The sequence below is a fragment of the Afipia birgiae 34632 genome, from assembly GCF_000308295.2.
Taxonomy (GTDB): Bacteria; Pseudomonadota; Alphaproteobacteria; order Rhizobiales; family Xanthobacteraceae; genus Afipia; species Afipia birgiae.
Genome location: NZ_HG326652.1, coordinates 35,769 through 61,795 on the forward strand (window position 1 = coordinate 35,769; position 26,027 = coordinate 61,795).

At 61.5% G+C, this 26,027-nt stretch carries 21 protein-coding genes and 4 pseudogenes; 16 read left to right on the forward strand and 9 right to left on the reverse strand.

Annotated features, from left to right (window positions below):
• Positions 1–222: 222 nt before the first annotated feature.
• A pseudogene (locus BN32_RS00140) lies at positions 223–1,510 on the reverse strand (IS110 family RNA-guided transposase).
• A 79-nt stretch (positions 1,511–1,589) separates the two neighbouring features.
• On the opposite strand from BN32_RS00140, the pseudogene BN32_RS00145 reads away from it, so the two are divergent.
• Positions 1,590–2,009 (forward strand): annotated as a pseudogene (locus BN32_RS00145) (integrase core domain-containing protein); the annotation flags it as partial.
• Between the two features lie 75 nt (positions 2,010–2,084).
• Here BN32_RS00145 and BN32_RS00150 read toward each other — a convergent pair.
• Positions 2,085–2,418: pseudogene (locus BN32_RS00150) on the reverse strand (sigma-70 family RNA polymerase sigma factor); the annotation flags it as partial.
• A gap of 146 nt (positions 2,419–2,564) precedes the next feature.
• Here BN32_RS00150 and BN32_RS00155 point away from each other — a divergent pair.
• On the forward strand, positions 2,565–3,584 hold the full coding sequence (locus BN32_RS00155; protein ID WP_019195202.1) for a 2-dehydropantoate 2-reductase: 1,020 nt from the start codon (positions 2,565–2,567) through the stop codon (positions 3,582–3,584).
• Positions 3,585–3,796: 212 nt separating this feature from the next.
• A complete protein-coding gene (locus BN32_RS00160) occupies positions 3,797–4,159 on the forward strand; it encodes a PRC-barrel domain-containing protein (RefSeq protein WP_019195203.1) in 363 nt (120 codons plus the stop codon).
• Between the two features lie 27 nt (positions 4,160–4,186).
• On the opposite strand, the gene BN32_RS00165 is transcribed toward BN32_RS00160, so the two are convergent.
• Positions 4,187–5,845, reverse strand: a complete 1,659-nt coding sequence (locus BN32_RS00165; RefSeq protein ID WP_019195204.1) for an FAD-binding dehydrogenase — start codon at positions 5,843–5,845, stop codon at positions 4,187–4,189.
• A 264-nt stretch (positions 5,846–6,109) separates the two neighbouring features.
• On the opposite strand from BN32_RS00165, the gene BN32_RS00170 reads away from it, so the two are divergent.
• Both BN32_RS00170 and BN32_RS00175 read left to right on the forward strand, forming a co-directional pair.
• Complete coding sequence (locus BN32_RS00170) at positions 6,110–6,571, forward strand: hypothetical protein (protein WP_019195205.1); 462 nt, start codon at positions 6,110–6,112, stop codon at positions 6,569–6,571.
• A 164-nt stretch (positions 6,572–6,735) separates the two neighbouring features.
• Positions 6,736–7,326: an SCO family protein gene (locus tag BN32_RS00175; protein WP_019195206.1), complete on the forward strand. Its 591-nt coding sequence runs from the start codon at positions 6,736–6,738 to the stop codon at positions 7,324–7,326.
• On the opposite strand, the gene BN32_RS00180 is transcribed toward BN32_RS00175, so the two are convergent.
• Positions 7,317–9,353: a glycosyltransferase family 2 protein gene (locus tag BN32_RS00180; RefSeq protein ID WP_019195207.1), complete on the reverse strand. Its 2,037-nt coding sequence runs from the start codon at positions 9,351–9,353 to the stop codon at positions 7,317–7,319. The two genes, BN32_RS00175 and BN32_RS00180, sit on opposite strands and share 10 nt — an antisense overlap.
• 82 nt (positions 9,354–9,435) lie before the next feature.
• On the opposite strand from BN32_RS00180, the gene BN32_RS00185 reads away from it, so the two are divergent.
• From BN32_RS00185 to ybaK, 4 genes are read left to right on the forward strand one after another with little or no spacing between them, the layout of a single operon-like run.
• The gene (locus BN32_RS00185) at positions 9,436–10,392 is read left to right on the forward strand and encodes a transporter substrate-binding domain-containing protein (protein ID WP_040425268.1); all 957 of its coding nucleotides are present in this window, start codon (positions 9,436–9,438) and stop codon (positions 10,390–10,392) included.
• A gap of 16 nt (positions 10,393–10,408) precedes the next feature.
• On the forward strand, positions 10,409–11,059 hold the full coding sequence (locus BN32_RS00190; RefSeq protein ID WP_040425739.1) for a Pr6Pr family membrane protein: 651 nt from the start codon (positions 10,409–10,411) through the stop codon (positions 11,057–11,059).
• A 26-nt stretch (positions 11,060–11,085) separates the two neighbouring features.
• Positions 11,086–12,726: a lysine--tRNA ligase gene (locus BN32_RS00195; RefSeq protein WP_019195210.1), complete on the forward strand. Its 1,641-nt coding sequence runs from the start codon at positions 11,086–11,088 to the stop codon at positions 12,724–12,726.
• Between the two features lie 20 nt (positions 12,727–12,746).
• Positions 12,747–13,220 (forward strand): Cys-tRNA(Pro) deacylase, encoded by a 474-nt coding sequence (gene ybaK, locus BN32_RS00200; protein ID WP_019195211.1) that lies wholly within the window; start codon positions 12,747–12,749, stop codon positions 13,218–13,220.
• Between the two features lie 10 nt (positions 13,221–13,230).
• Here ybaK and BN32_RS00205 read toward each other — a convergent pair whose 3' ends face one another.
• Positions 13,231–13,857, reverse strand: a complete 627-nt coding sequence (locus tag BN32_RS00205; protein WP_019195212.1) for a S24 family peptidase — start codon at positions 13,855–13,857, stop codon at positions 13,231–13,233.
• A gap of 218 nt (positions 13,858–14,075) precedes the next feature.
• Between BN32_RS00205 and BN32_RS00210 the strand changes: the two genes are divergently transcribed.
• Complete coding sequence (locus tag BN32_RS00210; RefSeq protein WP_040425740.1) at positions 14,076–14,420, forward strand: DUF952 domain-containing protein; 345 nt, start codon at positions 14,076–14,078, stop codon at positions 14,418–14,420.
• Entirely contained in the window at positions 14,417–15,511 is a 1,095-nt protein-coding gene (locus BN32_RS00215; RefSeq protein WP_019195214.1) for a quinone-dependent dihydroorotate dehydrogenase, read from the forward strand. Before BN32_RS00210 ends, BN32_RS00215 begins: the two co-directional genes overlap by 4 nt.
• Here the strand turns inward: BN32_RS00215 and BN32_RS00220 are convergent.
• The 4 genes from BN32_RS00220 to BN32_RS00235 form a co-directional block, all read right to left on the reverse strand.
• On the reverse strand, positions 15,486–16,775 hold the full coding sequence (locus BN32_RS00220; RefSeq protein WP_019195215.1) for an MATE family efflux transporter: 1,290 nt from the start codon (positions 16,773–16,775) through the stop codon (positions 15,486–15,488). The genes BN32_RS00215 and BN32_RS00220 overlap by 26 nt on opposite strands.
• Before the next feature lie 57 nt (positions 16,776–16,832).
• Entirely contained in the window at positions 16,833–17,138 is a 306-nt protein-coding gene (locus BN32_RS00225; protein ID WP_040425742.1) for a DUF6460 domain-containing protein, read from the reverse strand.
• Between the two features lie 66 nt (positions 17,139–17,204).
• Entirely contained in the window at positions 17,205–18,881 is a 1,677-nt protein-coding gene (locus tag BN32_RS00230) for a cisplatin damage response ATP-dependent DNA ligase (protein WP_019195217.1), read from the reverse strand.
• Positions 18,878–19,909 carry a ligase-associated DNA damage response exonuclease gene (locus tag BN32_RS00235; RefSeq protein WP_040425744.1) on the reverse strand — a complete coding sequence of 344 codons (1,032 nt, stop codon included), beginning with the start codon at positions 19,907–19,909 and terminating at the stop codon, positions 18,878–18,880. The genes BN32_RS00230 and BN32_RS00235 overlap by 4 nt, the downstream gene beginning before the upstream one ends.
• Before the next feature lie 122 nt (positions 19,910–20,031).
• On the opposite strand from BN32_RS00235, the gene BN32_RS00240 reads away from it, so the two are divergent.
• The 5 genes and pseudogenes from BN32_RS00240 to BN32_RS27475 form a co-directional block, all read left to right on the forward strand.
• Positions 20,032–20,958 (forward strand): class I SAM-dependent DNA methyltransferase, encoded by a 927-nt coding sequence (locus BN32_RS00240; RefSeq protein ID WP_019195219.1) that lies wholly within the window; start codon positions 20,032–20,034, stop codon positions 20,956–20,958.
• Between the two features lie 190 nt (positions 20,959–21,148).
• The gene (locus tag BN32_RS00245; protein ID WP_040425746.1) at positions 21,149–22,354 is read left to right on the forward strand and encodes an ABC transporter substrate-binding protein; all 1,206 of its coding nucleotides are present in this window, start codon (positions 21,149–21,151) and stop codon (positions 22,352–22,354) included.
• 71 nt (positions 22,355–22,425) lie between these two features.
• On the forward strand, positions 22,426–24,978 hold the full coding sequence (locus BN32_RS00250; protein WP_019195221.1) for a ligase-associated DNA damage response DEXH box helicase: 2,553 nt from the start codon (positions 22,426–22,428) through the stop codon (positions 24,976–24,978).
• Positions 24,979–24,990: 12 nt separating this feature from the next.
• The gene (gene pdeM / locus BN32_RS00255; protein WP_019195222.1) at positions 24,991–25,683 is read left to right on the forward strand and encodes a ligase-associated DNA damage response endonuclease PdeM; all 693 of its coding nucleotides are present in this window, start codon (positions 24,991–24,993) and stop codon (positions 25,681–25,683) included.
• Positions 25,684–25,734: 51 nt separating this feature from the next.
• Positions 25,735–25,935 (forward strand): annotated as a pseudogene (locus BN32_RS27475) (EamA family transporter); the annotation flags it as partial.
• Positions 25,936–26,027: the final 92 nt, after the last annotated feature.

The following is a 26,027-nucleotide window of genomic DNA, read 5'->3' on the forward strand; positions in this document are numbered from 1 at the left end:
TAAGAGCGGAAGGAAATAGAGAGGACAGTCAAAAGTCTCTCTGTACGCCAGCATGCTCTCGCAGCATGACGCTCGTCAAGTTGCATGGTCGAACCAGGCGGCTTCCACGAGTAAAGGAAAAGATCTCGTCCATAGCAAACACAGGGTACGCCGATTGCGGCCCTCACCGTCCTCAACACGAGCTTCTGATCCAGGTGGAAGACCCGAACATTATCTACAGGGTCATCGAAGCGATGCCCTCACGGCCCTAACTGACAGAGGTTCTTCCACCTGGCACCCGCCCCTCAACGAAGGGCCGGTAGTCGGAACCGCCTTTGACGACGGCGTGGACGACACGCGCCATCTTGGCGGTAATAGCGGTCATCGCCTTGCGGCGCAGATCGGGATTGTCGCGATCTCTCGCGATGTAGCGTTCGAACTTGTGCCGGAATCCGTTCTCGCGCTGGCGGATGGCGACCTGTCCGGCGATCCACAGGGTGCGGCGCAGTCGCGCATTGCCGAACTTGGAAAGGCGGGTCTGGCCTCGATACTGGCCTGACTGCTGTGTCGAAAGATCCAGTCCGCAGAATTTAAGAAACTGGCGATGATGATGGAAGCGGCGAAGATCTCCAGCCTCGGCAATGATCGTCAGCGCATTGATCGGCCCGATACCCGGGATCTGCCGCAGGAGATGATAATCTTGGCTATATCGCAGCAGTTCGTCAGCCTGCGTCTCGATCTCATTGCGTTGTCGGATCAGGCTGCGTGCTTCGGCGACGACCATCCGGAACATGCGAATAGCAGGGGCATCCAGCGGCAACGGCAATCCGATTGATGTGCGCGCCGTCTCGTAAATATCCATTAGAATCTGCGTCTTGCTGACTTTGCGGCCGACGACGTCCCAGGCTCCGGCCACAAACGCCTCCTTCGTTAGCGTCGTGATACTTGCCGGCGTTGGAAACGCATCGAGGAAAGCGAAGAACCAATCGCTGCGGCTGTTGCCCCGGAAGCGATCGATCTCTGGAAAATACAGCGGCAGGTAGTGCGTCAGGATACGATGCTGGATCTCGGTCTTGGCCCTGGCGACTGCTTCATGCGTCTTCGACAGTTCCTGCACATCGTTGATGCCAGCGCGCAGCGGATCATGGTAGGCCTGCGTCGCTTGGATCCTGAGCATGTGAAGGATCACCTGCGCATCCTTGGGGTCATTCTTGTCCCAACTGTTGTGCAGGGCCTCCCGAGTTCGAGCGAGCGCCAGCGACGACACCAGCCGCACCTCGAAGCCGGCTTCAGCCAGGCGCCATGCAATGGGACGATGATAGTTCCCGGTGGCTTCAAAGCCGCAGACCACCGGTCGGCCATACGTCTGCAGAATCTCAATCAGCCGATCATGCTCCGCACGGGTGTTGAGGACCGGCAGCCGGCGCCGGCGTTTATGGCTCGGAGCCTCGATCAGAACTTCATTGCAAACCTTGGCAATATCGATGGCTACCAACACGGCATCGGCGAGTATAACATTTGGGCTGGTCATGGTCGGTCTCTCCCGAATGGGTTGTGAACATTCGCATTCTAGAGAAACCTTGATCGGCCATGGCCACCTCAGCCGGTGCGCGCTTGCAGCGAAAGGCTGCGCGCACCGCTGCTCAGTGACCTCTCCTCATTCCTTCCGTAGGTGCTACGGGCCGTGCTACGTCGCCGGCGAGCTGGCGCAATGGCTTCAGGAGCGCGACATGGATCACACCCGCGGTGCACCGAACCATCCTCAGACCCAGGGCAAGATCGAGCGCTGGCACCAGACGCTCAAGAACCGTATCCTGCTGGAGAACTACTTCCTGCCGGGTGATCTCGAAGCCCAGATCGCGGCTTTCGTCGAGCGCTACAACCATCGCCGCTACCACGAGAGCCTGGACAATCTCACCCCCGCCGACGTTTACTTCGGGCGCGGCCAAACTGTCCTGTTGCAGAGAGAAAGGATCAAGCGAAAGACCATCGAACAGCGGCGCTTGCTACATCGCAAAGCCGCCGCTTAAAATGTCAACCGAGATGGGCCAGAGCCTCCGCTAGATCAGCCCGCCATCTGTCTCAAATTATCTGACGACGGACAGAATGATCTGCGCTTCCAGCACGCCAGGCTTGAGGCTTGTCAGTTCGACCTGCGGCCGCTCGCGCCGCAGCCGGCCCAAGGCTTCGTTCATTGCGATACGGGTAAGCCAGGTCGCGAGGCTAGAGTCGCCCCGGAAACTATCCAAATGGGTAAACGCCCGGACATAAGTCTCCTGGACGACATCCTCAGCTTCACCGTCCCCGGGCAACCCGGAATAGCCGGCGATTGTTGTGCTGCATGATCGCGCGAATGGCCGCCTCATCGCGGTCGCGGGCTCCCTGCACCAGCAGTGCGTCGTCGTCGGCCGTAATCTGCGGTATGGATTGCTGTTCCACGACGGGTGCCCTTATGGCCGGATTCAGTCATACTTGAGCATTGGATGCAGCAGAGGCAATGACGTTACCGGATTTCTGCGATCCGGCCCCGAAAAAGTAACCGGCAGCGAGATGCCGACGGGCTGATACAAGGAATGATTAGCAATATGAGGACATTGAAGTCCGTTGCGGTCGCAGGCGCCGGTAGCATCGGCTGCTTCGTGGGCGGTATGCTGCGCGCCGGCGGGCACCCGGTCTCGCTGCTGGCCCGTCCGCGACTCATTGAGGACATCAATCGGCACGGGCTGAAGGTCACGAGCTTTGAAGGTATTGAGCATCGCCTAACGCCTGCTGAGATCAAGCTGTCCGACGATCCGGCGCCCCTTTTTGCGGACGCAGACATCGTCCTTGTCACCGTCAAGAGCGACGATACCACCGAGATTGCGGACCTGATCGCGCAACATGCCGCGAAGGACGCCGTGATTGTCAGTCTTCAGAATGGCACCGGCAACGTCTCCGTGCTGCGCGAGGCGCTGCCGGACCACGACGTGCTGGCGGGTATGGTGCCGTTCAATGTGCTGTCGCTCGGCGAGGGTCATTTTCATCGTGCTACCTCCGGCGAGATCTTGCTGGAGAAGGATGATCCTGACATCGCAAAGTTGCTCTCGCAGCCTCAACTCGTTTTCCGCAGCGTAGATGACATTGAGGGCGTGCAATGGGGCAAGCTGCTTATCAATCTGAACAACGCGCTCAATGCGCTGTCGGGCCTACCGCTGCGCGATCAGCTTGCGCGGCGATCCTGGCGCATTCTGTTTGCGGATCAGATGCGCGAGGCATTGGCGGTGATCAAGGCCGAGGGCATTGCGCCGGTATCGACGACGCCATTGCCTGCATCTTTCACGCCGTTCATTCTGAAACTACCCGACGCGCTGTTTACGAAGATCGCCGCGTCGATGGTGAAGATCGATCCAAAAGCCCGCTCGTCGATGTGGGAGGATCTGCAGCGCAGCCGCCGCACCGAAATCGATCATCTTCAAGGCCTAATCGTTACGCTCGCCGAGCGCCATGGGCTAAGGGCGCCATTGTCCGCGCGCATCGTCGCGCTGATCCGTGAGGCCGAGCAGGCGGGCAAGGGATCGCCGGGCCTGACGCCGGAGCAAATCCGTTCGCCTGTGCGTTCGGGTTAATTTTCCCTTTGGCGGGCTGGCAGGAAGGTCGCTGCGGGATTAGAATGGACCAGTTGATGCAAGTGCCGGGTAAAGCCCGCAATTCTCTTGCCCGCGAGCCCGGTTCACAGGCCCTTGTTCCGGCTGCCGATCCGCGGGATTGGCGTCAACCGACGCTGTGTTGCGTGTGCGGACTGTTTGCGGGATGAGGACCTCAACGCCTGGAGGGTCACATGCATGCGGACACCATGAGTCTCAAACCACATCGTCTTGTCGCCAGCGACAGGGTGGAGGGGACGCGGGTCTTCAATGCCGATGGCAGGAAAATCGGAAGCATCAAGCGATTGATGATCGACAAGACCAGCGGCAACGTCGCCTATGCCGTTCTGTGCTTCGGCGGCTTTCTCGGCGTCGGCGAAGATTATCGTCCGCTTCCGTGGGCAAGCATGAAGTACAATCCCGCGATTGAAGCCTACGAACTCCTGACGCTGATGTCCGATGAGGAACTGAAGAAGGCACCATCCTTCGGCGTGGACAAGGAATTCGACTGGGGCAACCGCGTGCGCGAAGTCGACGCCTATTGGATCGGCTTCTGACGCAGGAGTGCTCGCCGCTACCGGGCGTCAGACCACCGCCTTGGCTGCGGCCCGTCCGGCATTGCGTCCGGAAAACAGGCATCCGCCGAGGAAGGTGCCTTCCAGCGCGCGATAACCGTGCACGCCGCCGCCGCCGAATCCGGCGGCCTCTCCGACAGCATAGAGTCCCGGAATGATGTTGCCGTCGTTACCGAACACGTGCGAGTCGAGATCGGTCTCGAATCCGCCGAGCGTCTTGCGTGTCAGGATATTGAGCTTCACCGCGATCAGCGGGCCGTGCGCCGGATCAAGAATCTTGTGCGGCTTGGCGGTGCGGATCAGTTTGTCGCCGATGTAACGCCGCGCGTTGTGGATGCCCATGACCTGGGTATCCTTGACGTAAGGATTGTCGATCTCGCGGTCGCGCGCCTCGATCTGCGTCCTGATAGAAGCGGGATCGAGCACGTTCGCGCCACCGAGCTTGTTCATGGCGGCGACGAGATCCTCCAGATTGTCGCGGACGATGAAGTCCGCGCCTTTGTTCCTGAACGCCTCGACCGGTGCAGGACCGCCCTTGGCGCCGGCGCGGCGGATCACCTGCCGCCAGCTTTTGCCGGTGAGATCCGGATTCTGTTCGGAGCCGGAAAGACCGAATTCCTTCTTGATGATGCTCTGCGTCAGGATGAACCAAGAATAGTCGTGGCCCGTGCGCATGATGTACTCGAGCTGACCGAGCGTGTCGTAGCCCGGATAGAGCGGTGAGGGGAGGCGCTTGCCGACCGCGTCGAACCACATCGATGACGGGCCGGGCAGAATGCGAATGCCGTGACCCGGCCAGATCGGCGACCAGTTGTGCACGCCTTCGACGTAATGCCACATGCGGTCGCGATTGATGAGGCGAGCGCCTGCTGCCTCGGTGATACCGATCATGCGACCGTCGACGTGAGCAGGAACGCCGCTCACCATATGTTTGGGAGGCGTACCGAGACGCTTTGGCCAATTCTGACGGACGAGATCATGATTGCCGCCGATCCCCCCGGAGGCGACGATCACGGCCTGCGCCCTGAACGAGAAGTCGCCGGTTTCAACGCGGGAGGAACTTTCGCCGCGGGCTTCGGAGGATGCTTCGAGCAGCTTGCCGCTCACGCCGGTCGCCGCGCCGGCCGTCATCTCGAGCGCATCGACCCGATGCCGGAACTTGAAGATGATGCGGCCGTTCTTCGCATGCTCCCGGGCGCGCCGCTCGAACGGTTCCACGACACCGGGGCCGGTGCCCCACGTGATGTGAAACCGAGGCACTGAATTACCGTGCCCCATGGCATCGTAGCCGCCGCGCTCGGCCCACCCCACGACGGGAAAGAGCCGGTGACCCATCGCCTGCAGCCAGCCGCGTTTCTCACCGGCGGCGAAGGCGACATAGGCTTCCGCCCACTTCTTCGGCCAGTGATCCTCGTCGCGATCGAATCCGGCCGTTCCCATCCAGTCCTGTAATGCCAGATCATGGGAATCCTTGATGCCGAGCCGCCGCTGCTCCGGCGTATCGACCAGGAACAGCCCGCCGAGCGACCAGAACGCCTGCCCGCCGAGATTCTGCTCGCCTTCCTGATCGACAACGATCACGCGTTTACCGGCGTCGGCCAGTTCGGTCGCAGCGACAAGGCCAGCCAGCCCGGCTCCGACAACAATCACGTCCGCATCGCTCGCCATATTGTTCCCCTCATACCCTGTCGGGATAGAAACGCGGCGCTTCAAGCCCGGTCAACGGAAATCGCGGTTAGAGATTCAATCTCGGGTCGTTCAATGGACCATGCCGGCTGTTCCAATTCGGGATCTGCCAGTGCAGGTGCAGCAAGCCAGCAACACTGCAGCAGAATCCGTCCGCGCGTTGCAAGGCGATCTGGACAAAAAACCAGACTCGCAACACGCTGATGCTGCCCCGATCAATACAGGCAGGGGGCGACGGGGCCGGCAATGAAGATTGTGACGGGGTTTCTTGCGGCAGTCCTGCTCCTGAGTGGAGTGGGCGCGAGTCAGGCTGTGGTCCGGATTTCCGATGACCGCGGCGGCCGCATCGGGACCTATGTCGACAAGTATCAGAGCCTCAAGGGCTCCGGCGAGACCGTGGTGATCGACGGGCTGTGTGCGTCGGCCTGCACCATCGTGCTGGGTGCCGTTCCCCATGACAAGATTTGTGTGACCTCGCGCGCCAGTCTCGGATTCCATGCTGCGTGGGATTTTGGCGCAAGTGGCCGGCCGGTGACGAACCGTGAAGCGACCCGGATGTTGTACGATATGTACCCGGCGACCATCCGTAGCTGGATTTCCCGGCGCGGCGGGCTGAAGCAGCGCATGATCTTCCTCCGCGGACGCGAACTCGCGAGCATGTATCGCCCGTGCTATATGGACGCACAGGCTTCCGCGCACCCGCGCTGACGCCAAAAGCCAAGATCAAACAGCCTGTTGCTCCCCGTCATTTGATCAGACATGCGGGCGTGGCGCTTGCTCGTCCGGGCCGCGCGCTCTATCCCATGCCCAACTCGGAACAAGCGGCCAGTCGTTCGGCCGTGCCCCGCGATTGATCAAGGATCGGATTTGCGATGGATAGGACGACCCGGCCGCTTGTCATTATTGCCGCGTTTGCCGCCAGTCTCGCGATCGGGCTGCTGGTCACCCTGTGGCTGATGGGTGGTCTGCCCCGCGCCGCCGCGCCGGCGGCGATTGGTGGCCCGTTTCGCCTGACCGATCAGGCGGGACAAACGGTCACTGAAAAGAGCCTCATCGGCCGCCCGACGATCATCTTCTTTGGTTTCACGCATTGTCCGGATGTCTGTCCGACAGCGCTGTTCGAAATGTCCGAAGTCCTGCGCGCCATGGGTCCCGACGCCGACAAAATGAACGCGTATTTTGTGTCCGTCGATCCCGAACGCGACACGTCGGCAGTGATGAAGGATTACATTTCAAGCTTCGATCCGCATCTCAAGGGGTTGACTGGCACCCCGGATGAAATCGGCAAGGTGATCTCTGCCTATCGGGTGTATGCCAAGAAAATTCCGCTGAAGGATGGCGACTACACGATGGATCACACCGCGCTGATCTATCTGATGGACAAGAATGGAAACTTCATTCGCCCATTTAACCTGAAGCGCACGCCCGAAGAAGCCGCGACTGATCTCAAGCGTTATCTCTGAGCCACGCCGCGTCGGTGCTCACTCGTTTCGGTTCGAGACCGCGAAGCGAGTCGCGAATGCCGCGCGAGGCCATGTTCTGTTTTTTCCCAGTGGTAGGGCTCGGCGAGAAGTTGATAGAGCGCGCGCCACGCAGCGATGGATAAGCAGACCCAGTAGACCGGCGTAAGGATCAGGACCCATGCCTCGCCAAGCAGATCCCGCTTTGCCAGTCCGATCAATCCGATTGCCACGGTGGTCAGGTAACCTGCCACAATCGCTGCCAAATAGAGCTCGATGAATGGCTTGGCAAAGAATGATGCAACGCTGTCATCAAAGGCGCTCATTACGCTCCGCACCAGAAGTTCGCCAAGCAGAAACGGATGCGCGAGTGCCGTCAGGACATTCCCGCCGACAAGAATATTGAGTGTGAAGAAGCCGCCGGGTCCCGCATCTTGCCACAGCTGTCGCGGGTAACGCATATGCACGCTCCAGGTCTGCATCCAGCCCTTCATCCATCGGGAGCGCTGACGTAGCCATGCGCCGAAACTCGCAGGAGCTTCTTCATAAGTGGTCGATGGAAACATCACGCAGCGGTAGTTGAATCGTGCGAGCCGGAAGCCGAGGTCGGCATCTTCCGTAACGTTGTAAGGATCCCAGCCGCCGACCTCGCGAAGCACGCAGGTGCGGAAGTGATTGGACGATCCGCCGAGCGGCAGCGGCATCGCGAAGTTGGAAAAACCCTGCAGGAATACGTCGAATTGGCCGGCGTACTCGGCGGTGAACATGCGCGGTATCCAGCCATCCGCGGTGTTGTCGATACAGAGACTGGCCTGCGCGCAGACCACCTCCGGTCCGTGTGTCCGGAAGACGTCCAGCGCTTCGCGGAGCTGGCCGGGTTCGGGCTTGTCCTCCGCATCGAAAACCGTGATGAAGGTTCCGCGTGCAAAAGTGAGTGCGCAGTTGAGAGCCTTGGGCTTCGTCCGCGGTCCGACGTCCGGCGCGATGATGACCTGAACGTGCGGCATCGGCCCGAGCCGTGCGATCGCCGCCCGGGTTTGCAAGTCGTCGGTTTCGATGACGAGCTTGATGTCCAGTTTCTCGCGGGGATAGTCCAGCGCATTAATGTGCTGCATCAACGGCGCGACGGACGAGGCCTCGCGGTAGAGCGCTGCGACCACCGTATAGATGGGAAGCTGACTGTCGTGCAGCCGCGGCAGTGGAGGCCGTCGTCTTGGCGTTGAGAAACATCCCGCAAGCCGCAAACTCGTAAATAGCAGAAACCATATGGCGAGGATCACGCTGCACAACTCGAGTAACAGCATGGGTGCCAGCGTCAGAAGTACAACGGGACCGACAAGCCGCAGGATATGGCGGAATAAATGAAACAGACGGCCATGCGAAGCCGACGCTGGTGCCGCTGACAGATCGGGAAAACGGCTCGCTAGGCCTTCGGCGGCGGTGCCAGCCAGCACGTTGCCGGAATGATACTCGAGGAATGCGTTGAAACGTGCGGTCGACGTGAGGCGGATGCGCGGAAGAAGCGACGGATATTGCGCGATCAGCCGGACGATGCGGCGGGCGCAGTACCCGTGCGGTGCCGACACATACACGGGTTCGTCCTGCTGCCGGATGGGCAGAATGCCATGCCGCGCGCACAGGTGAATGCCGTCGGCGGGCAGAAGACAATCGATGGGACTGACGTCTTCAAGTGTTTCAATCCCGATTCCGATATATGTGGCGAGGTGATCGAGATAGGCGTCCTCGTCGATGATGCCCCGCTGGATCAGAACGCGATCGGCACCAATGCCGATCTCCTCGCTTCGCTGCGCGGCCGCGGCGAGGAGCGCGGGAGCGAGAATGTGCCGCAGGCAATCGAGCTCCACGGCAGGCCCTGGTTCGCGATGTCCGGGCCGGTTGTCGTTCTGTGAGCGCGGGATGCCGAGAAAGCCGGCGAGGAAGGTTGTCAGGTTTCGGGCGGACGCCGTCAGGCGCGCAAAACCTTGCGGCGGTGTCCCGTCCAACTCGCTTGCCCGCCCAGCCACGGCCATTCGACCGTTACCCCACGCCACAAACGCACTCGAATCGCTCCGTGGATGGTCTATAAGACCCAACACGCGGAACCCCCAGCCAATGCAACCACAGATAGTATCTGCCTTCAATATCCGATTGGGCCGTGCCGCCGGTGCAACCGCAAGGCTGGCCATCGTTTGGGCCGCGCTGTGCTTTGCTGCGGGGGTCCAGCCTGTGTTAGCCCAAGGCGCGCCGCCGTCCACACCGCCTCGGTCATCGCAGCCTCAAGTCACCATCCCTCAGCCTGCTGCGCCTCAGGCCGTGCCGGGCTTTTGGGACCCGCGGCGGCGTCCCGACCGGCCAGACCTTTCGCGCCTGACGGTCATTCGTTTCCTGACTGAAACCGATTACCCGCCCTTCAATTTTACCGGTCCCGATGGCAATCCGGCCGGCTTCAATGTCGATCTGGCCCGGATGATCTGCGAAGAGATCAAGGTGGCTTGCACGATTCAGATGCGCCGGTTCGAGACGCTGGTGGATGCGATCAACGGCAACCGTGGTGATGCCATTATCGCGTCGCTGGCGGTCACGCCGCAGCTTCGCGCCAAGCTCGATTTCAGCGATCCTTACTATCGCTCGCCGGCACGCTTCGTGTCGCGGCGGGATGCGGTGATGGCGGAGGTTCGCCCGGAATATTTCGAAGGCAAAAAGGTAGGCGCCATCGCCGGCTCCTCGCATGAGGCTTATCTGAAGATGCTCTTCACCGACGCGCAGCTTGTCAGCTTCCCGAATGACGACGCGCTACGCCTTGCGCTGCGCCGGGGCGAGGTCGATTTCATTTTTGGAGACGCTATCGCGCTGGCGTTCTGGATCAACGGCACTGATTCCGGCGATTGCTGTGCTTTCAGCGGAGGCCCGTTCATCGAGAGCCGGTATTTTGGCGAAGGGGTCAGCATCGGGGTGAAGCGCGGCAATGATGTGCTGCGTCAGGCGCTGAACTGGGCAATGTTCCGGCTCTGGGAAAAGGGCCGCTATACGGATTTGTGGCTGCGCTATTTCTCGGTCAGTCCGTTCTAGATTCCGGATGCGGGAAATGACTCTGACGCGAACGGCGAAACTCAAGCGGACCGCCGCGGCGCTTCTCGCGCTGCTGGGCTGGGTGACACTCGTGCTGGGATATGTTCGCTTCATTGGAGCGACGGGCGATCAGGGACTGTCGCTCGCCGAGGCAACGGTGCGCTTCTTTTCGTTCTTTGTGATCCAGGCCAATATTCTCGCGGTGCTGGTACTGACGGCATTTGCAGTAAAGACCGGCCCCGAGGAATGGCTGGTGCATCCTTTCGTGCGTTCGGCGGTTGCTGCCTATATCGTGATGGTCGGGATCATCTACGAGACGATGCTAAGCCCGATCGAGCCGCTGCAGAATGTTCAATCATTCACCAACATCGCGATGCACTACCTGATGCCGTTGGGCTATCTGGTGTTCTGGCTGACCTGTGTCCGCAAAGCGGGGCTGCGCTGGTACGATCCGTTGCTGTGGCTGATCTATCCGCTGTTCTACCTTGGATTGGTGCTGGTGCGCGGAAAGATGTCCGGCTTCTATCCCTATCCTTTTCTCGACGCGAAGACCTTGGGTTATGCAGGGGTTGCGGCTAATACAGCCGGATTGCTGGTCGTCTGCGCTGCGATCGGTATGTGTCTGGTGTTGATCGGATGGTGGCTATCACGCCGCCAGCCAGCTTAAAATCTGTCCGTGCGCGGAGATCCTTGATGTCGAATGAAATGCCTGCAACCGCGAGCGACCTTCGGGCGCTTGCCGAACAATCCAACGCCTGGCCGTTCGAACAGGCGAAGCAGATTGTCGCGCGGTTGAAGAAAAAGCCGAAGGACGAAGTGCTGTTTGAGACCGGCTATGGTCCGTCGGGGCTGCCTCATATCGGTACCTTCGGCGAGGTCGCGCGCACCACCATGGTGCGCCATGCTTTTCGCGTGCTGACCGAAGACAAGATCAAGACCAGACTGCTGGCGTTTTCCGATGACATGGACGGCCTGCGCAAGGTGCCGGACAATGTGCCGAACAAGGAGATGCTGACGGAAGATCTCGGCAAGCCGCTGACCCAGGTCCGCGACCCCTTCGGCACCCATCCGAGTTTCGGCGAGCACAATAACGCACGGCTGCGCGCGTTTCTCGATACCTTCGGGTTCGATTACGAATTCGCCAGTTCGACGCAATATTACAAGTCGGGGCGCTTCGACGCGACGCTGCTGAAGATGCTGGAGAACATCGACAAGGTGATGGCGATCATGCTGCCGTCGCTGCGCGAGGAGCGTGCCGCGAGTTATTCGCCGTTCCTGCCGATTTCACCGCGCACTGGCGTTGTGCTGCAGGTGCCGATCGTGGCGCATGACGCCAAGGCCGGCACGGTGTCCTACGACGATCCCGACACAAGGGAGCGCGTCACCGTTCCGGTCACCGGCGGGCATTGCAAGCTGCAATGGAAGCCAGACTGGGCGATGCGCTGGGTTGCGCTCGGCGTCGACTATGAAATGGCGGGCAAGGACCTGATCGATTCGGTCAAGCTGTCGGGAAAGATCTGCTCGGCGCTCGGCGGCACGCCGCCGGAAGGCTTCAACTACGAGCTGTTCCTCGACGACAAGGGCCAGAAGATTTCCAAGTCAAAGGGCAATGGTCTCACCATCGATGAATGGCTGCGTTACGCCTCGCCGGAATCGCTGTCGTTGTTCATGTACCGCGAGCCGAAGGCGGCGAAGCGGCTGTATTTCGATGTCATCCCGCGCAACGTCGACGACTATCAGCAGTTCATCGACGGCTATCCGCGTCAGGATGGCAAGCAGCGCCTGAGCAATCCGGTCTGGCATATCCATGCGGGCGATCCGCCGCTCGCCGACATGCCGGTGACGTTCCAGTTGCTGCTGACCCTGGTGTCGTCATCGAACGCGGAAAACGCTGAAACACTGTGGGGTTTCATTGGCCGCTATCGTCCGGGCGTGACGCCGAAGACGCATCCGAAGCTGGACGACATGGTTGGCTACGCGATCAACTACTATCGCGACTTCGTGGCGCCGACGAAGACCTTCCGCGAGCCGACCGAGAGCGAACGCGTGGCGCTGGCCGATCTGCGCAACGCGCTGGCGCAGCTGCCTGCCGATGCTTCCGCCGAAGACATCCAAAACGTGGTCTATGAGATCGGCCGCCGCGAGCCGTTCCTAGATCACAAGAAGGCTGGCAAGGATGGCCGTCCAGGCGTGTCGCTGGACTGGTTCAATATGCTCTATCAGGTGCTGCTCGGTCAGGAGAAAGGTCCGCGCTTCGGATCGTTCGTGGCCGTTTACGGCGTCGCAAATTCGATTGCGATGATCGACACGGCGCTGAAACGGGCGGCGGGTTAGTCGCCGCTTCGGAGCAACGCATGTCGAAGGTGACGCGCGCGACCAAGATGCTGGAACAGGTGGACGTCGCCTTCACGGTTCATACTTACGATTACGACGGCGACGCAGACCGGATCGGACTGCAGGCCGCCGAGGCGCTCGGCGAAGTTCCGTCGCGCGTGCTCAAGTCGCTGATGGCGCTGGTCGATGGCAAGCCGGTTTGTGTGATCGTTCCTTCGGATCGCGAAGTATCGATGAAAAAGCTTGCAGCGGCATTCGGCGGAAAGTCTGCGCAGATGATGAAGCCGGCCGATGCTGAGCGCCTGTCGGGATACAAGGTTGGCGGCATCAGTCCTTTCGGGCAAATGCGCGCACCTCGCGCGGCCATCGAGGAGCAGGCGATGGCGCACGATCTGGTGTTCATCAATGGCGGGCAGCGCGGATTGCAGGTGCGGCTCGCTCCGCGTGACGCAGCGAAGGTGTTGAGCGCGATCGTTGCGCCGCTGGTCGCCTGAAGCGCTAACTTTACTGGCTTGCCCAGACGATCCGTGCGATCCACTCGACGTTCTTGGCATCGATGACGCGGTCTTTGTGCGCCGGATTGAGCGATTGCAGCTCGATGACTTTTGCGGTTCGGCGTTTCAGTTCCTTGACCGTAACCTCACCGTCCTTGGTTTTCACCACAACACGGTCGCCGCGCCGGATCGGTGAACCAGGCGAGACGATGATGACGTCGCCGTCGCGATAGGCTGGTTTCATCGAGTCGCCGGAAATTTCCAGCGCATAGGCATGTTCGTCGCTGACCGAGGGCAGTCCGACCTCGTCCCAGCCCTTGCCGACAGGAAAGCCGCCATCGTCGAAATATCCGCCGGTGCCGGCTTCGGCGAAACCGAGAAGCGGCACGGCCTGTACGGAGCGCGCGGTGTCCTCAATGAACTGCACGAAGGTGTCGACGGTGGTGCCGGTTGCGGCCAGCGCTTTCGCCACCGATTCGGTCGATGGCCAGCGTTCACGCCCGTCCGGCGTGATGCGCTTGGATTTGTTGAAAGTGGTGGGGTCGAGGCCTGCACGTTTGGCCAACGCGGACGCCGATAGACCTGCACGTTCGGCGAGGCGATCGAGCGCATTCCAGATTTGATCGTGGGTCAACATGGGGAGGCCGGATGTCTGGCCCAGCCGACCGGACCGGGCAGTGAATTTTATCAGGAACTAGGAATTATTACCTCGAAACCGGCGTCTCCGCAATGCATAGCGATCAGCCGAACGCTGCCCTTGAAGTGGCCGAAGTGCGCCGATACGGTCTGCAGGGCTTTCGGCTTAGCTTCGAAAAATCCCGAATGAATTCAATAGCTAGCGAGAATCCGGCGACCGTGTCCACAATTTACAAAGTTTGTTCGGCTTCGGCCTGGCGCGAGGCCGAGCGGCAAGGAGCCTATCGCGGCAGCGCCGACGACCGGCGCGACGGGTTTATCCATTTTTCGACGGCGTCGCAGCTTGCAGGAACAGTTGCCAAGCATTTTGCCGGGCAAACAGGATTGTTTCTGATTGCTGTCGATACCGAGGTGCTGGGTGAGGCGTTGAGATGGGAGCCCTCGCGCGGTGGCGAGTTGTTTCCGCATCTCTACGGCGAACTCGACACCGGTGCGGTGATCGAAATTCGCGACCTGCGGGCCCGCTCCGACGGCTCGCACGATATTCCGGAGTTGGCCTCGTGATCCGCGCCTTCGATTCTCTCACGTTGCCGCTGCTGCGCCGGCTCGACCCGGAGGATGCGCACCGGCTGGCGATGGGTGGGTTGCGGTTGTTGCCGCCGGGCAAGCCGCGCGCCGACGACTCGAAACTCGCAACGCGTGCCTTCGGTTTGAACTTCCCAAATCCCGTCGGCATGGCTGCGGGTTTCGACAAGAACGCCGAAGCGCCGGACGCGTTGCTCCGGCTGGGCTTCGGCTTTGTCGAGATCGGTTCGGTGACGCCGAAACCGCAGGACGGCAATCCGCGTCCTCGTTTGTTTCGGCTGGAGCAGGATTCCGGCGTCATCAACAGGATGGGCTTTAACAACGACGGCGCGGAAGCTGTGCTGCGCCGGCTTGCCACCCGCGCACGACACGGGGGCATCGTCGGCGTCAATGTCGGCGCCAACAAGGATTCGGCAGATCGCACGGCGGATTATGTCCGACTGATCGAACTGTTCGCGCCGGTGGCGAGTTATTTCACGGTCAACGTGTCGTCACCCAACACGCCGGGCCTGCGCAATCTGCAGCAGGCGGCGGCGCTTGATGATCTTCTGGCGCGGGTGGTCGATGCGCGCGAGCGCGTCCGCAAGAACGCGGGCGATTCACCGTTGCTGTTGAAAATCGCGCCTGACCTTACTCTGCAAGAGCTTGACGACGTTGTGCATATCGCGCGCTCACGCCGGGTCGACGGCATGATCGTCGCCAACACCACGTTGTCGCGGCCTGCAGCGCTGCGTGATCAGGCGAAGGCGAAAGAGCAGGGCGGATTGTCGGGACGGCCGCTCTTGAGACTATCCACGCGCATGGTGGCGGAAACGTATGTGCGCGCCGAGGGCGCATTCCCGCTGATCGGCGTCGGCGGCATCGATTCCGGAGGTGCCGCGCTGATGAAGATCCGTGCCGGGGCGACACTGATCCAGCTCTACTCGTCGCTGATCTACAAGGGCCTCGGGCTGGTCGACGACATCAAGGCCGATCTTGTGTCGACGCTGCGGCGGACCAGCCGCGACAGTCTCTCCGAAATCGTCGGCGCGGATGCCGCGACGATTACTGCGGAACCCTGGCCGGACTAAGAGTGCTGTTGCCGAATGAAGCCCTGAACAGCGCCGGATAACGCAGCGCCTGCAGGCCACCGCGCGCGACATAATGGATGAGAAGCGCGGTCCAGAGGCCCGCATTGCCGAACGGCCGCAGAAGCGCCCACGCCGTGAGAAAGATCACCAGCGACAACAGCATAAGATTGCGCATGTCGCGCGCCCAGGTTGCGCCGATGAAAATGCCGTCATAGGCGAATGCGAAAAAGCCCACGATCGGCGCGAGAATGACAAAGACAAGATAGTCGTTTGCGACGTGCTGAATGTCGATATTCGGCGTCATCAGCGCGATCAGGCCCGATCCGAAGAACAAATAAGCGGTGGTCACGGCCAGTGCGAATACGGACCCCCACAGCATGACGAGCCTGGTTGCGGTCAGGAAGCCCTCGCGGTCGCGCTTGCCGTACGTCCGACCGCAAATCTGCTCGGCGGCATTCGCGATACCGTCGAGAAAGAACGCGCTGATCAGAAGGAAATTGTTGAGGACGGCGTTGGCCGCCAGCACGGTATCGCCGGCGCGAGCACCTTGCGATGTAAAAAAGAGAAATGCCGCGATGAGTGCGGCGGTGCGAATAAGAATGTCCCGGTTGACCGAGAACATATGCAGGAGCCGCTCGCGGTCGAACAGCCGGTCGGCGCTGATATCGAACACCCGGCCAAGCAGGCGCCACGCCAGCACCGCACCCACAACGAATCCGGTTGTTTCGGCGAGGACCGCGGCAATCGCCGCCCCTGCAATGCCCTGGTTCAACACAAGGACCAGCCACGCCGTCAACGCGATGTTGACGACATTGATCAGGATTTGCAGGGCGAGCGCGGTCTTCGCGCGCGCCTGACCGACGAACCAGCCGAGGAGAACATAGTTGCCGAGCGCCATTGGCGCAGACCACAGACGGATCGCGAAGTATGCGCGCGCTGCCGTCGTCACCGGCTCGCTGCCTCCCATCAATGACAGAATGACTGTGCCAAGAGGTTCGCTCACCGCGATCAGGAGCAGGCCGATTGCCGCCGCGACAGTAATGGCGCGAAACAGGGTTGCGCGGATCTCGGCATGATCTTGGGCACCCAGGGCCTGCGCGGTAAACGCGACGGTGCCCATGCGCAGGAAGCCGAACAGCCAGAAAAGGCAATCGAAAACGACGGACGCGATGGCAACCCCGCCGAGCAGCGCGGGTTCACCCAGTCTGCCGATACAGGCTGTAGCGACGACACCAAGCAGCGGTGTCGTCAAATTGGCCAGCATTGCCGGTCCGGCGATGCTGAAAACCTGTGCGGTTGTAACTTTCGCGGCGTCTCTCAATCAGCGCGGCCGCTGGGTGCTGAACAGCCGTGAAATCAGCCAAACCGGGATCACGATCACCGCGCCCAGCAGGAAATAACGCCACAGGCCGTTGATGGCATCGAAGCCGAGATTCCAGATCCAGTCGATCAGGCGGCGGATGCTGTAGACGATATTCCACGGATCGAAGCCGATCGCGGCGAGCACGACGCCGACCAGCAGGGACAGCAATACCAGCCGCACCAGCACCGCCAACGGCGAACCGCCGAGGAAGCGCGACAGAGTGTCGTCGTTCCTGGCTGGCAATTCCTTCACATCGTCCGGCATCGTCGTCTCCTGAGTGGGTGCGTCACCGCACACTAGCACGCCACATGGGGAACTGTCTCGGCGGCGTCAATGGTCGCCGTTCGCTGCTGCAGACGGAATCTTCGTCTCGGAGATTAACATTCGTTCAAGTGTCTCCAGCCGGTCGGCGTCGCGCGGCGGTTTGTCCCAGCGCAGGCGACTGATTCGGGGAAAACGCATGGCAACGCCGGATTTGTGTCGCGCCGAGCGCGCCAGCCCTTCGAACGCCACCTCGAACACCAGTCCCTGATCTGGCTCATGTACCACGTGGCGCACCGGACCGAATTTCTCGGTAGTATGGCGGCGAACGAAGCGGTCGATTTGAATCAGCTCCTCGTCGGTGAAGCCGAAATAGGCCTTGCCGACTGGCACGAGCTGATCGGTGCCGTCGATCTTGGTCCAGACACCGAAGGTGTAGTCGGAATAGTACGATGAGCGCTTGCCGTGGCCGCGCTGCGCGTACATCAACACGGCGTCGATAATGTGCGGATCGCGTTTCCATTTCCACCACTGACCCTTTGGTCGGCCCGGCAAATACGGCGCATCGCGTCGCTTCAGCATCACACCCTCGACGGCTTCCGAATCTTCGCTGGCTCCGGCGCTATCAGGATTGGCGCGGGCTGCCGCAAGGTCGTCCCATGTTTTGAAAGCGACTTGCGGAGACAAGTCGATGCGCGGGTCAGAGAGTTGCGTTACGAAGGTTTCGAGCTTCGCGCGCCGCTCGCTGAACGTCAGCATGCGCAGGTCGTTGTCTCCATCGCTCAGCAGGTCGTAGGCCCGCAGGTGAATCGGGTAATCCTTCATCAGTTTCGGTGTTACCGATTTACGGTTCAGCCGCTGCTGCAGCACGTTAAAGGTCTGCACCCACCCGTCGCGCAACACCAGCAATTCGCCATCGAGTGCACCGGGCTGCCTTAACGACGGCATCAGATCGGGAAAGCTCTTGGTGATGTCTTCGCCGGTGCGCGAATAAAGACGTGTAACCATGTTGCCTTTCTCATCGCGTCCGCTGACAGCCTGCACGCGGATGCCGTCCCACTTCCACTCGGCGGTGAAATCCTCCGGCGCGAGGTTGGCGAAGTCCGAGTCCTCGATGGCGTGCGCCAGCATCACCGGCCGGAACGGCGCCGGATCGCGGTTGACCGGTTTGTCGGCGCGGCCCTCCAGCCACGCGAACAGATCGAGATACGGAGGTGTTAGTCCGGGCCAGATCAGCTCGACGTCATGGGCCTCCTTGTGGCCGAGTGCAGCGGCAGCTGTTTTTGCCAGCCGGGCAGAAACGCCAATCCGCAGGCCACCGGTCACGAGTTTCAGGAGAGCCCATCGCCCCGTTTCATCAAGCTCGTCGAGCCAGCGCACAAGCTGCGTGGGGATTTCCGTCTTGCCCAGTGTGTTGAAGGTGGTGACCACTTCGGTCAGCGTCGGTGGCGGAGGCGAGTTTGTCGCCCGCCTGTCCGCCGGCCACATCAGCGCGACAGTCTCCGAAAGGTCGCCGACATAATCGTACGACAGCGCGAACAGCACCGGATCGGTGCGCTCGGCAATCAGGTTGCGGATCAATCCAGCCTTGGCGTGACGAAACGACAGCGCGCCGGTCAGTGCAGCCAGCGCCCAGCCGCGGTCCGGGTCCGGCACCTCGCGAAAGTAATTCGTGATCAACCGCAGCTTGTTGTTGCGTCCGGGCTCATAGGCAAGACGATCGAGCAGTCGCGCAAATCGATTCATGACGCCGGCTCTCCCGGCGCAGCGCCTTCGTCCTCGTCGCCGTAGCCGACAAGATCGAGGGGACGCGCTGTCAGTCCCTTGGACCGGCACCAGTGCACCAGCGCGTCTTCCTGACCGTGGGTGACCCAAACTTCGCCCGCACCCGTCGCATTGATGGTCGCGCACAATCCGTCCCAGTCGGCGTGATCGGAAATCACCAGTGGCAGTTCGATGCCTTTTTGCCGCGCGCGAGCGCGCACTCGCATCCAGCCCGATGCAAAGGCGGCAACCGGGTCTGGAAATCGCCGCGTCCAGATGTCGGTGATGGCGGAAGGCGGGGCGAGGGTAATGGTGGCGGCGAGGTCGGCCTTCTTCATGCCCTTCGCCATCCGCAGGTCGCCGAGATCAATGCCGCGACCTTCGTAGTAGCGCGTAATCCTTTCCATCGCGCCGTGCAGATAAATCGGTGCGTCGTAACCCGCCGCGCGAATGAGGGCGATAACACGTTGCGCCTTGCCGAGCGAATAGGCGCCGACCAGATGCGCGCGTTCCGGAAACAGCGCGACTGATGCCAGCAGTTTCGCAATCTCGCCGTCGACATTCCCGTGGCGGAATACCGGCAGTCCGAAGGTCGCCTCCGTAATGAACACGTCGCACGGCACCACCTCGAATGGGGCACAGGTCGGATCTGCCGTGTCCTTGTAGTCGCCCGAGGCGACGATTTTGGTCTTGCCGTGGGTCACCGCGATCTGCGCCGATCCCAGTACGTGTCCCGCGGGATGAAATGTGACGCTGACCCCGCCTAGCCTGAGGGTCTCGCCATAGGAAATCACCTGCGTGCTGCCGGCGAAATTATCGCCGTAGCGAAGCCGCATCATGTCGAGGGTTTCCTGCGTGGCCAGCACCGCTCCATGTCCGGGACGGGCGTGATCCGAATGGCCGTGGGTGATCAGCGCGCGTTCGACCGGCCGGACCGGGTCGATGTGAAAGCCGCCGGGCTTGCAGCACAGGCCGGCGGTCACGGGCATCAGGATGTCTTGCGGACGCATGGACTTCATATAGGTTGTGCGGGCCTTCATTCGAGTCTTGGTTCGCAACGCTCAGGCTCAACCACTTGCTTCCCAGGATCAATTTGTCTTCTAACTTAGCCAATCAGGTTCAGACCAAGTCCATGCCTGCCGCGTTGTTCCTGTCCTCGGGAAATCTGATCGCCGACCGGCGCTTCGATTTCGGACGGGATTTGATGTTGCGCGGCGATCTTGCGGCGGCGGCCGAGTTGATGGAGCAGGCGATTGAGCTGGAGCCGGGCTTTGCATCGGCGTGGTTTACGCTCGGGGATTTGCGCGAACAGCTCGGCGCGTGGGACGAGGCCATTGTCGCCTATACTCATGCCTGCGCGTGCGATTCTGACGACAGGCACGGCGCGAAGCTGCGGTTGATGCGTCTCGGTGCGGAGGAAGTCTCCTCCATGCCTCCGGGCTATGTGCGCGCGCTGTTCGATCAGTATGCGCCGAGATTCGACAAGACGCTGGTGCAGGATCTGGATTATTGCGGGCCTCAGGTGCTGCTGAAGGCGGTGCTGGCGGCCAGTCATGCGGCAAAACTACCGGCGCATTTCAAGCGGGTGATCGATCTCGGATGCGGAACGGGGCTGGCCGGGCGTGAGTTCGCCTCACTCTCCGACGAATTGATCGGGATCGATCTGTCGCCTGGCATGATCGAGCGCGCCCGCGCCACCGGCCTCTATGCACGGCTCGATGTTACGGACATGTTGCAAGGCCTGTGCGCGGAGAGCGAGGCCAGTGCGAATCTCGTCATGGCCGCTGACGCCTTTGTCTATGTACCGGAACTGGAGACGCTGCTGCGAGAGGCCGTGCGCGTGCTCAAATCGCAGGGGCTGCTGGCGTTCACGGTGGAGACCCATCCGGGTGAGGGCGTTATTCTCGGGCGCGGTCTGCGCTACGCCCATGGCGAGGCCTATCTGCGGGCGGCGGTCGCCAATGCTGGACTGACATCCTGCACAATTATGGCCGCATCGACGCGCGTCGAGGCAGGCGAGGATGTTCCGGGATTTGTGGTGACCGCAAGCAAGGGGTAACCGGTTTCAGATCCGCCACAAGACGAGCCCCCCAAATTGGGTCCGTAGCGACAAGACGCAAGACAGACGGTTGGGGCCTGCCAGCATGCCGCTCCGGCCGCGAACCAAATGGTCGCCGATTCCGGCTTCAAAGGAATTGCAGAACGCCGCTGGACCAATTCGGGGAGACAACAAGAAAATGAAAACGTCGATGAAATCATTCGTCACCGGTGCTGCGCTTGCAATCGCCGTTCTGACGGCCACGACGGCGACACACGCGCAGAAGAAATACGATCCGGGCGCGAGCGATACCGAAATCAAGCTCGGCCAAACCGTGCCGCATTCGGGACCGGGCTCGCTCTATGGCGTGCTCGGCCGCGTCGCGACCGCCTATTTCGAAATGATCAACGAAAAAGGCGGCATCAACGGCCGCAAGGTGAAAATGCTCTCGCTGGACGACTCCTATTCCGCCCCGAAGACGGTGGAAGCGACGCGCCGGCTGGTGGAACAGGAAGAGGTGCTGGCGCTGTTCGGCTCTCTGGGCACAGCGCCGCAAACCGCCGTCCACAAATATCTTAACTCCAAGGGCGTGCCGCAGCTCCTCTTGAACACCGGCGCGTCCAAATGGAACGACCCGAAAAACTACAAGTGGACCATGGCGGGCCTGCCGCTCTATCCGACCGAGGCGCGCATCCTCGCCAAACATGGAATCAGCGTGAAGCCCAACGCCAAGGTTGCGATTCTTTATCAGAACGACGACTTCGGACGTGATTTCCTTGGCCCGTTCAAGGAAGTGCTGGCGCATGCCGGCGGCAAAGCCTCCGTCGTTGCGGAAGCCACCTACGATCTCACCGATCCGACAATCGATTCGCAGCTCATCAATCTGTCCAAGTCGGGCGCGGACGTCTTCTTCAACATCACCACCGGCAAGGCGACGTCGCAGTCGGTCCGCAAGGTCGTCGAACTCGGCTGGAAGCCACTGCACCTGTTGACGGCCGGTTCCACCGGACGCTCGATCCTGAATGCCGCAGGCCTCGACAATGCCGCCGGCATTGTCGCTATGCGCTACGCCAAGGAAGTCGGCGTGCCGCGCTGGGAGAAGGATGCGGACGTGATGGGCTTCGAGGAACTGCGCAAGAATTACCTGCCCAATGTCGATCCTGACAATACCATCGCTTATGCAGGATACGGGCAGGCGGTGACCATGGCGGAAATTCTACGCCGGTGCGGCGACGACCTGACCCGCGCCAATGTGCTGAAGCAGGCGCAATCGCTGGCGGGCTTCCATTCGCCCTACATGCTGGATGGCATTACCTACAGCTTTATGCCGGACAACTACCCGCCGATGAAGACGCTTCACATCGCGACCTTCAATGGCAAGGACTGGGATATTTCAGACAAACCGGTCACCGAATAACGCTGCGGAGCGGAGGCGGATCGTCCGTCTCCGCTCTCGACCGGACGCCTGCGACGCCTTAACTCTAGGGCGTGGATACCAGGACCCCATCTTCCGATCTTCTGCCCGAGATTTTCCAGCGCTGGTTCGCGGCGCGGGGCTGGTCGCCGCGCGCGCATCAGCTCGATCTGCTGGCGAAGGCGCGAGACGACAGGTCTGCCTTGCTGATCGCACCGACAGGCGCGGGCAAGACGCTGGCGGGATTTCTGCCGACACTGGTGGAACTCGGCACGCCGCAACCCAAATCCGCGAAGACAATGTCGACGGGGCGTAGCGTCGTGCGCAGCAGCGGCCTGCACACGCTTTACATTTCCCCGCTGAAGGCGCTGGCGGTGGACATCGCCCGCAATCTCGAACGGCCCATCGCCGACATGAAGCTGCCGGTTCGGGTCGAGACCCGCACCGGAGATACGCCGGTGTCGCGGCGGCAGCGGCAGCGCAAATATCCGCCGGATATTCTGCTGACGACGCCCGAACAACTAGCATTGCTGCTGTCGTCCGACGACGCGCCGTATCTGTTCTCTTCGTTGAAGCGCATCGTGCTGGACGAGTTACACGCGTTGGTGACCTCGAAGCGCGGCGATCTGCTGTCGCTCGGCCTTGCGCGGCTGTGGCGGCTTGCACCGCAGGCGACGGCCGTGGGCCTGTCGGCGACGGTTGCGGAGCCTGATGATCTGCGTCGCTATCTGATGCCGCAGGCGAGCGGCATGCAGAACATGGCCGATCTTGTTATCGCGGACGCCGGCGCGGCGCCCATCGTCGAAATGCTTGATACCAGGGAACGCCTGCCGTGGGCCGGTCACATGGCGCGGCACGCGCTCGGCGAGATCTACGATCTGGTCAAGGCCAACAAGACCTCGCTGATGTTCGTCAACACCCGCGCGCAGGCGGAGATGCTGTTTCAGGACCTTTGGCGCATTAACGATGACGGCCTTGCGATAGCGCTCCATCACGGCTCGCTCGATGTCGCGCAGCGCCGCAAGGTCGAGGACGCGATGGCGGCGGGCAAGCTGCGCGGCGTGGTGTGTACGTCGTCGCTCGATCTCGGCATCGACTGGGGCGACATCGATCTCGTTATCAATGTCGGCGCGCCGAAGGGCGCGTCGCGCTTGATGCAGCGGATCGGCCGCGCCAATCATCGTCTCGACGAGCCATCGCGTGCGGTCATGGTGCCGGCCAATCGGTTCGAAGTGCTGGAGTGCCGCGCCGCCATTGATGCGGTCGCGGAGAATGCGCAGGACACGCCGCCGCAGCGCACCGGCTCGCTCGATGTGTTGGCGCAGCATATCCTTGGTTGCGCGTGCGGTGAGCCGTTTCTGGCTGATGCGCTGTACGACGAGGTGCGCAGTGCCGCGCCGTATATGGATCTGACCCGCGTCGATTTCGACGACGCGATCGATTTTGTCGCCACCGGCGGATATACACTTAAAAGCTATGAACGCTTTGCGCGGATCAAGCAGGACAAGGTCGGACGCTGGCGTGTCACTAATCCGAAGGTGCGCCAAAGCTACCGCCTCAATGTCGGCACCATCGTCGAAGAGCCGATGCTGAAGGTGAAACTGGTGCGCGGCCGCAGCAAAGGTTCAGGCTCGACCGGTGCGATCGCGCGCGGCGGGCGGATGCTCGGCCAGATCGAGGAGTACTTCATTGAAGGGCTCGTGCCGGGTGACACCTTCGTGTTCGGCGGCGAAGTCGTGCGCTACGAAGCCTTGATGGAAGACGAGGTGTACGTGTCGCGCAGCAACGACGCCAATGCCAAGGTGCCGTCATACGCGGGAGGCAAGTTTCCGCTCTCGACCTATCTGGCCGAGCGCGTGCGTCTCCTGCTCGCCGATCAGCGCGCGTGGAAAGGCCTGCCCGATCAGGTCCGCGAATGGTTGTCGCTGCAGGCGGTGTTTTCCCGGGTGCCGGGTCCGCGCGAGCTGGTCGTTGAGACATTTCCCCGCGCCGACAAGCACTATCTCGTCTGCTATCCGTTTGAGGGCCGTCTCGCGCATCAGACACTCGGCATGTTGTTGACACGGCGGCTGGAGCGGGGGCGGGCCAAACCGCTCGGTTTCGTCGCCAACGAGTACGCGCTTGCGGTGTGGTCGGTCGGCGACATGTCATCGATGATCCGCAATGGCCGCCTTGATCTCGATGCGTTGTTTGATGCAGACATGCTGGGCGACGATCTGGAGGCGTGGCTCGCGGAATCGGCGCTGATGAAACGCACGTTTCGGACCTGCGCCGTGATCTCGGGCTTGATCGCGCGGCGGTTTACCGGGGAGGAAAAATCGCGCCGGCAGGTGCTGTTCTCGACCGACCTCGTCTATGACGTGCTGCGCAAGCACCAGCCCGACCATGTCCTGCTGCGTGCGGCACGAGCCGATGCCGCCACCGGATTGCTGGATATTCGCCGGCTGAGCGATATGCTGATCCGGATCAAGGGCCGAATCACGCATAAGGAACTCGACCGAGTGTCGCCGCTCGCGGTGCCGGTGATGCTGGAAATCGGCCGCGAAGCGGTTTATGGCGAAGCTTCCGATGAGTTGCTGGCGGAAGCCGCCGAGGAGCTCGTCAAAGAGGCGATGTCGCCCGATTAGGACTGATGACAGATGCAAGGCGCGCGGGCGACAGAACGAATTTCGGAGGTCTCTGTCGCAGGCGTCGCTTTTGCTGCTGACCTTGCAGGCGCGCTGGTCTGGGAGGACGAGCGCCTTCTGGTCGTCTCGGACCTGCATCTAGAAAAGGGATCAAGTTTCGCGGCACGCGGCGTGTTGTTGCCGCCATTCGACACGGCGGCAACGCTGGCGCGGCTCGGCGCGGTGATTGCGCGCCACGATCCGCGTGCGGTGATTGCGCTGGGCGACAGCTTCCACGATCGCGACGCGCACGAACGGTTGTCACCGGATGACCGCGAGGCGCTGTCGACGTTGCAATCGCGGCGCGACTGGATCTGGATTTCCGGCAATCACGATCCGGCACTGCCGCGCGATCTTGGCGGCGTGGTTGCGGACGAAGTTGCCATCGGACCGATTGTGTTTCGCCATGAGCCGACCGGCGCGGTTGGCGAAATCGCAGGCCATCTTCATCCCAAAGCACGCGTGTCGACGCGCGGGCGCTCGGTGGAACGGCGTTGCTTTGCCAGCGACGGCGAGCGAGTCGTGATGCCGGCGTTCGGCGCCTATACCGGCGGTCTGAGCATTCGCGACGTCGCCTTTGCTGCGATCTTCCAGACGCTGGCTTTCACCGCGCATGTGCTCGGCGATCGCCGCGTGCACACCATCGCGGCGTCGCGGTGTTACTAGGCATGATCCCGAAAAGTGGTCATCGGTTTCGGACAAGATCATGCCCTTTTAGGATCGCTCGTCGGCTGTCTGCTGTGGCAGCATCTGATCTGCGTCATGGGTGCGACGGCGGCGAGCTCTTATCACTTCCTGATGCCGCCGTTCGGGGGTCTGTTCGGCTGGCTCCTGATCGGTGAGCATGTCACGGTGGCGGATGTTGTGGGGATCGTGCCGGTCGCGCTCGGCATCTATCTGGTAACGCGGCCCAGCCGGATTCCCTGCCAAGGCCGTGTGAAGCAGCCTTCGCGGCGGAGATCGCCTCAAGGTTTGATCTGCCTCTGTTGCTCACGCTGCCCGCCAACTTC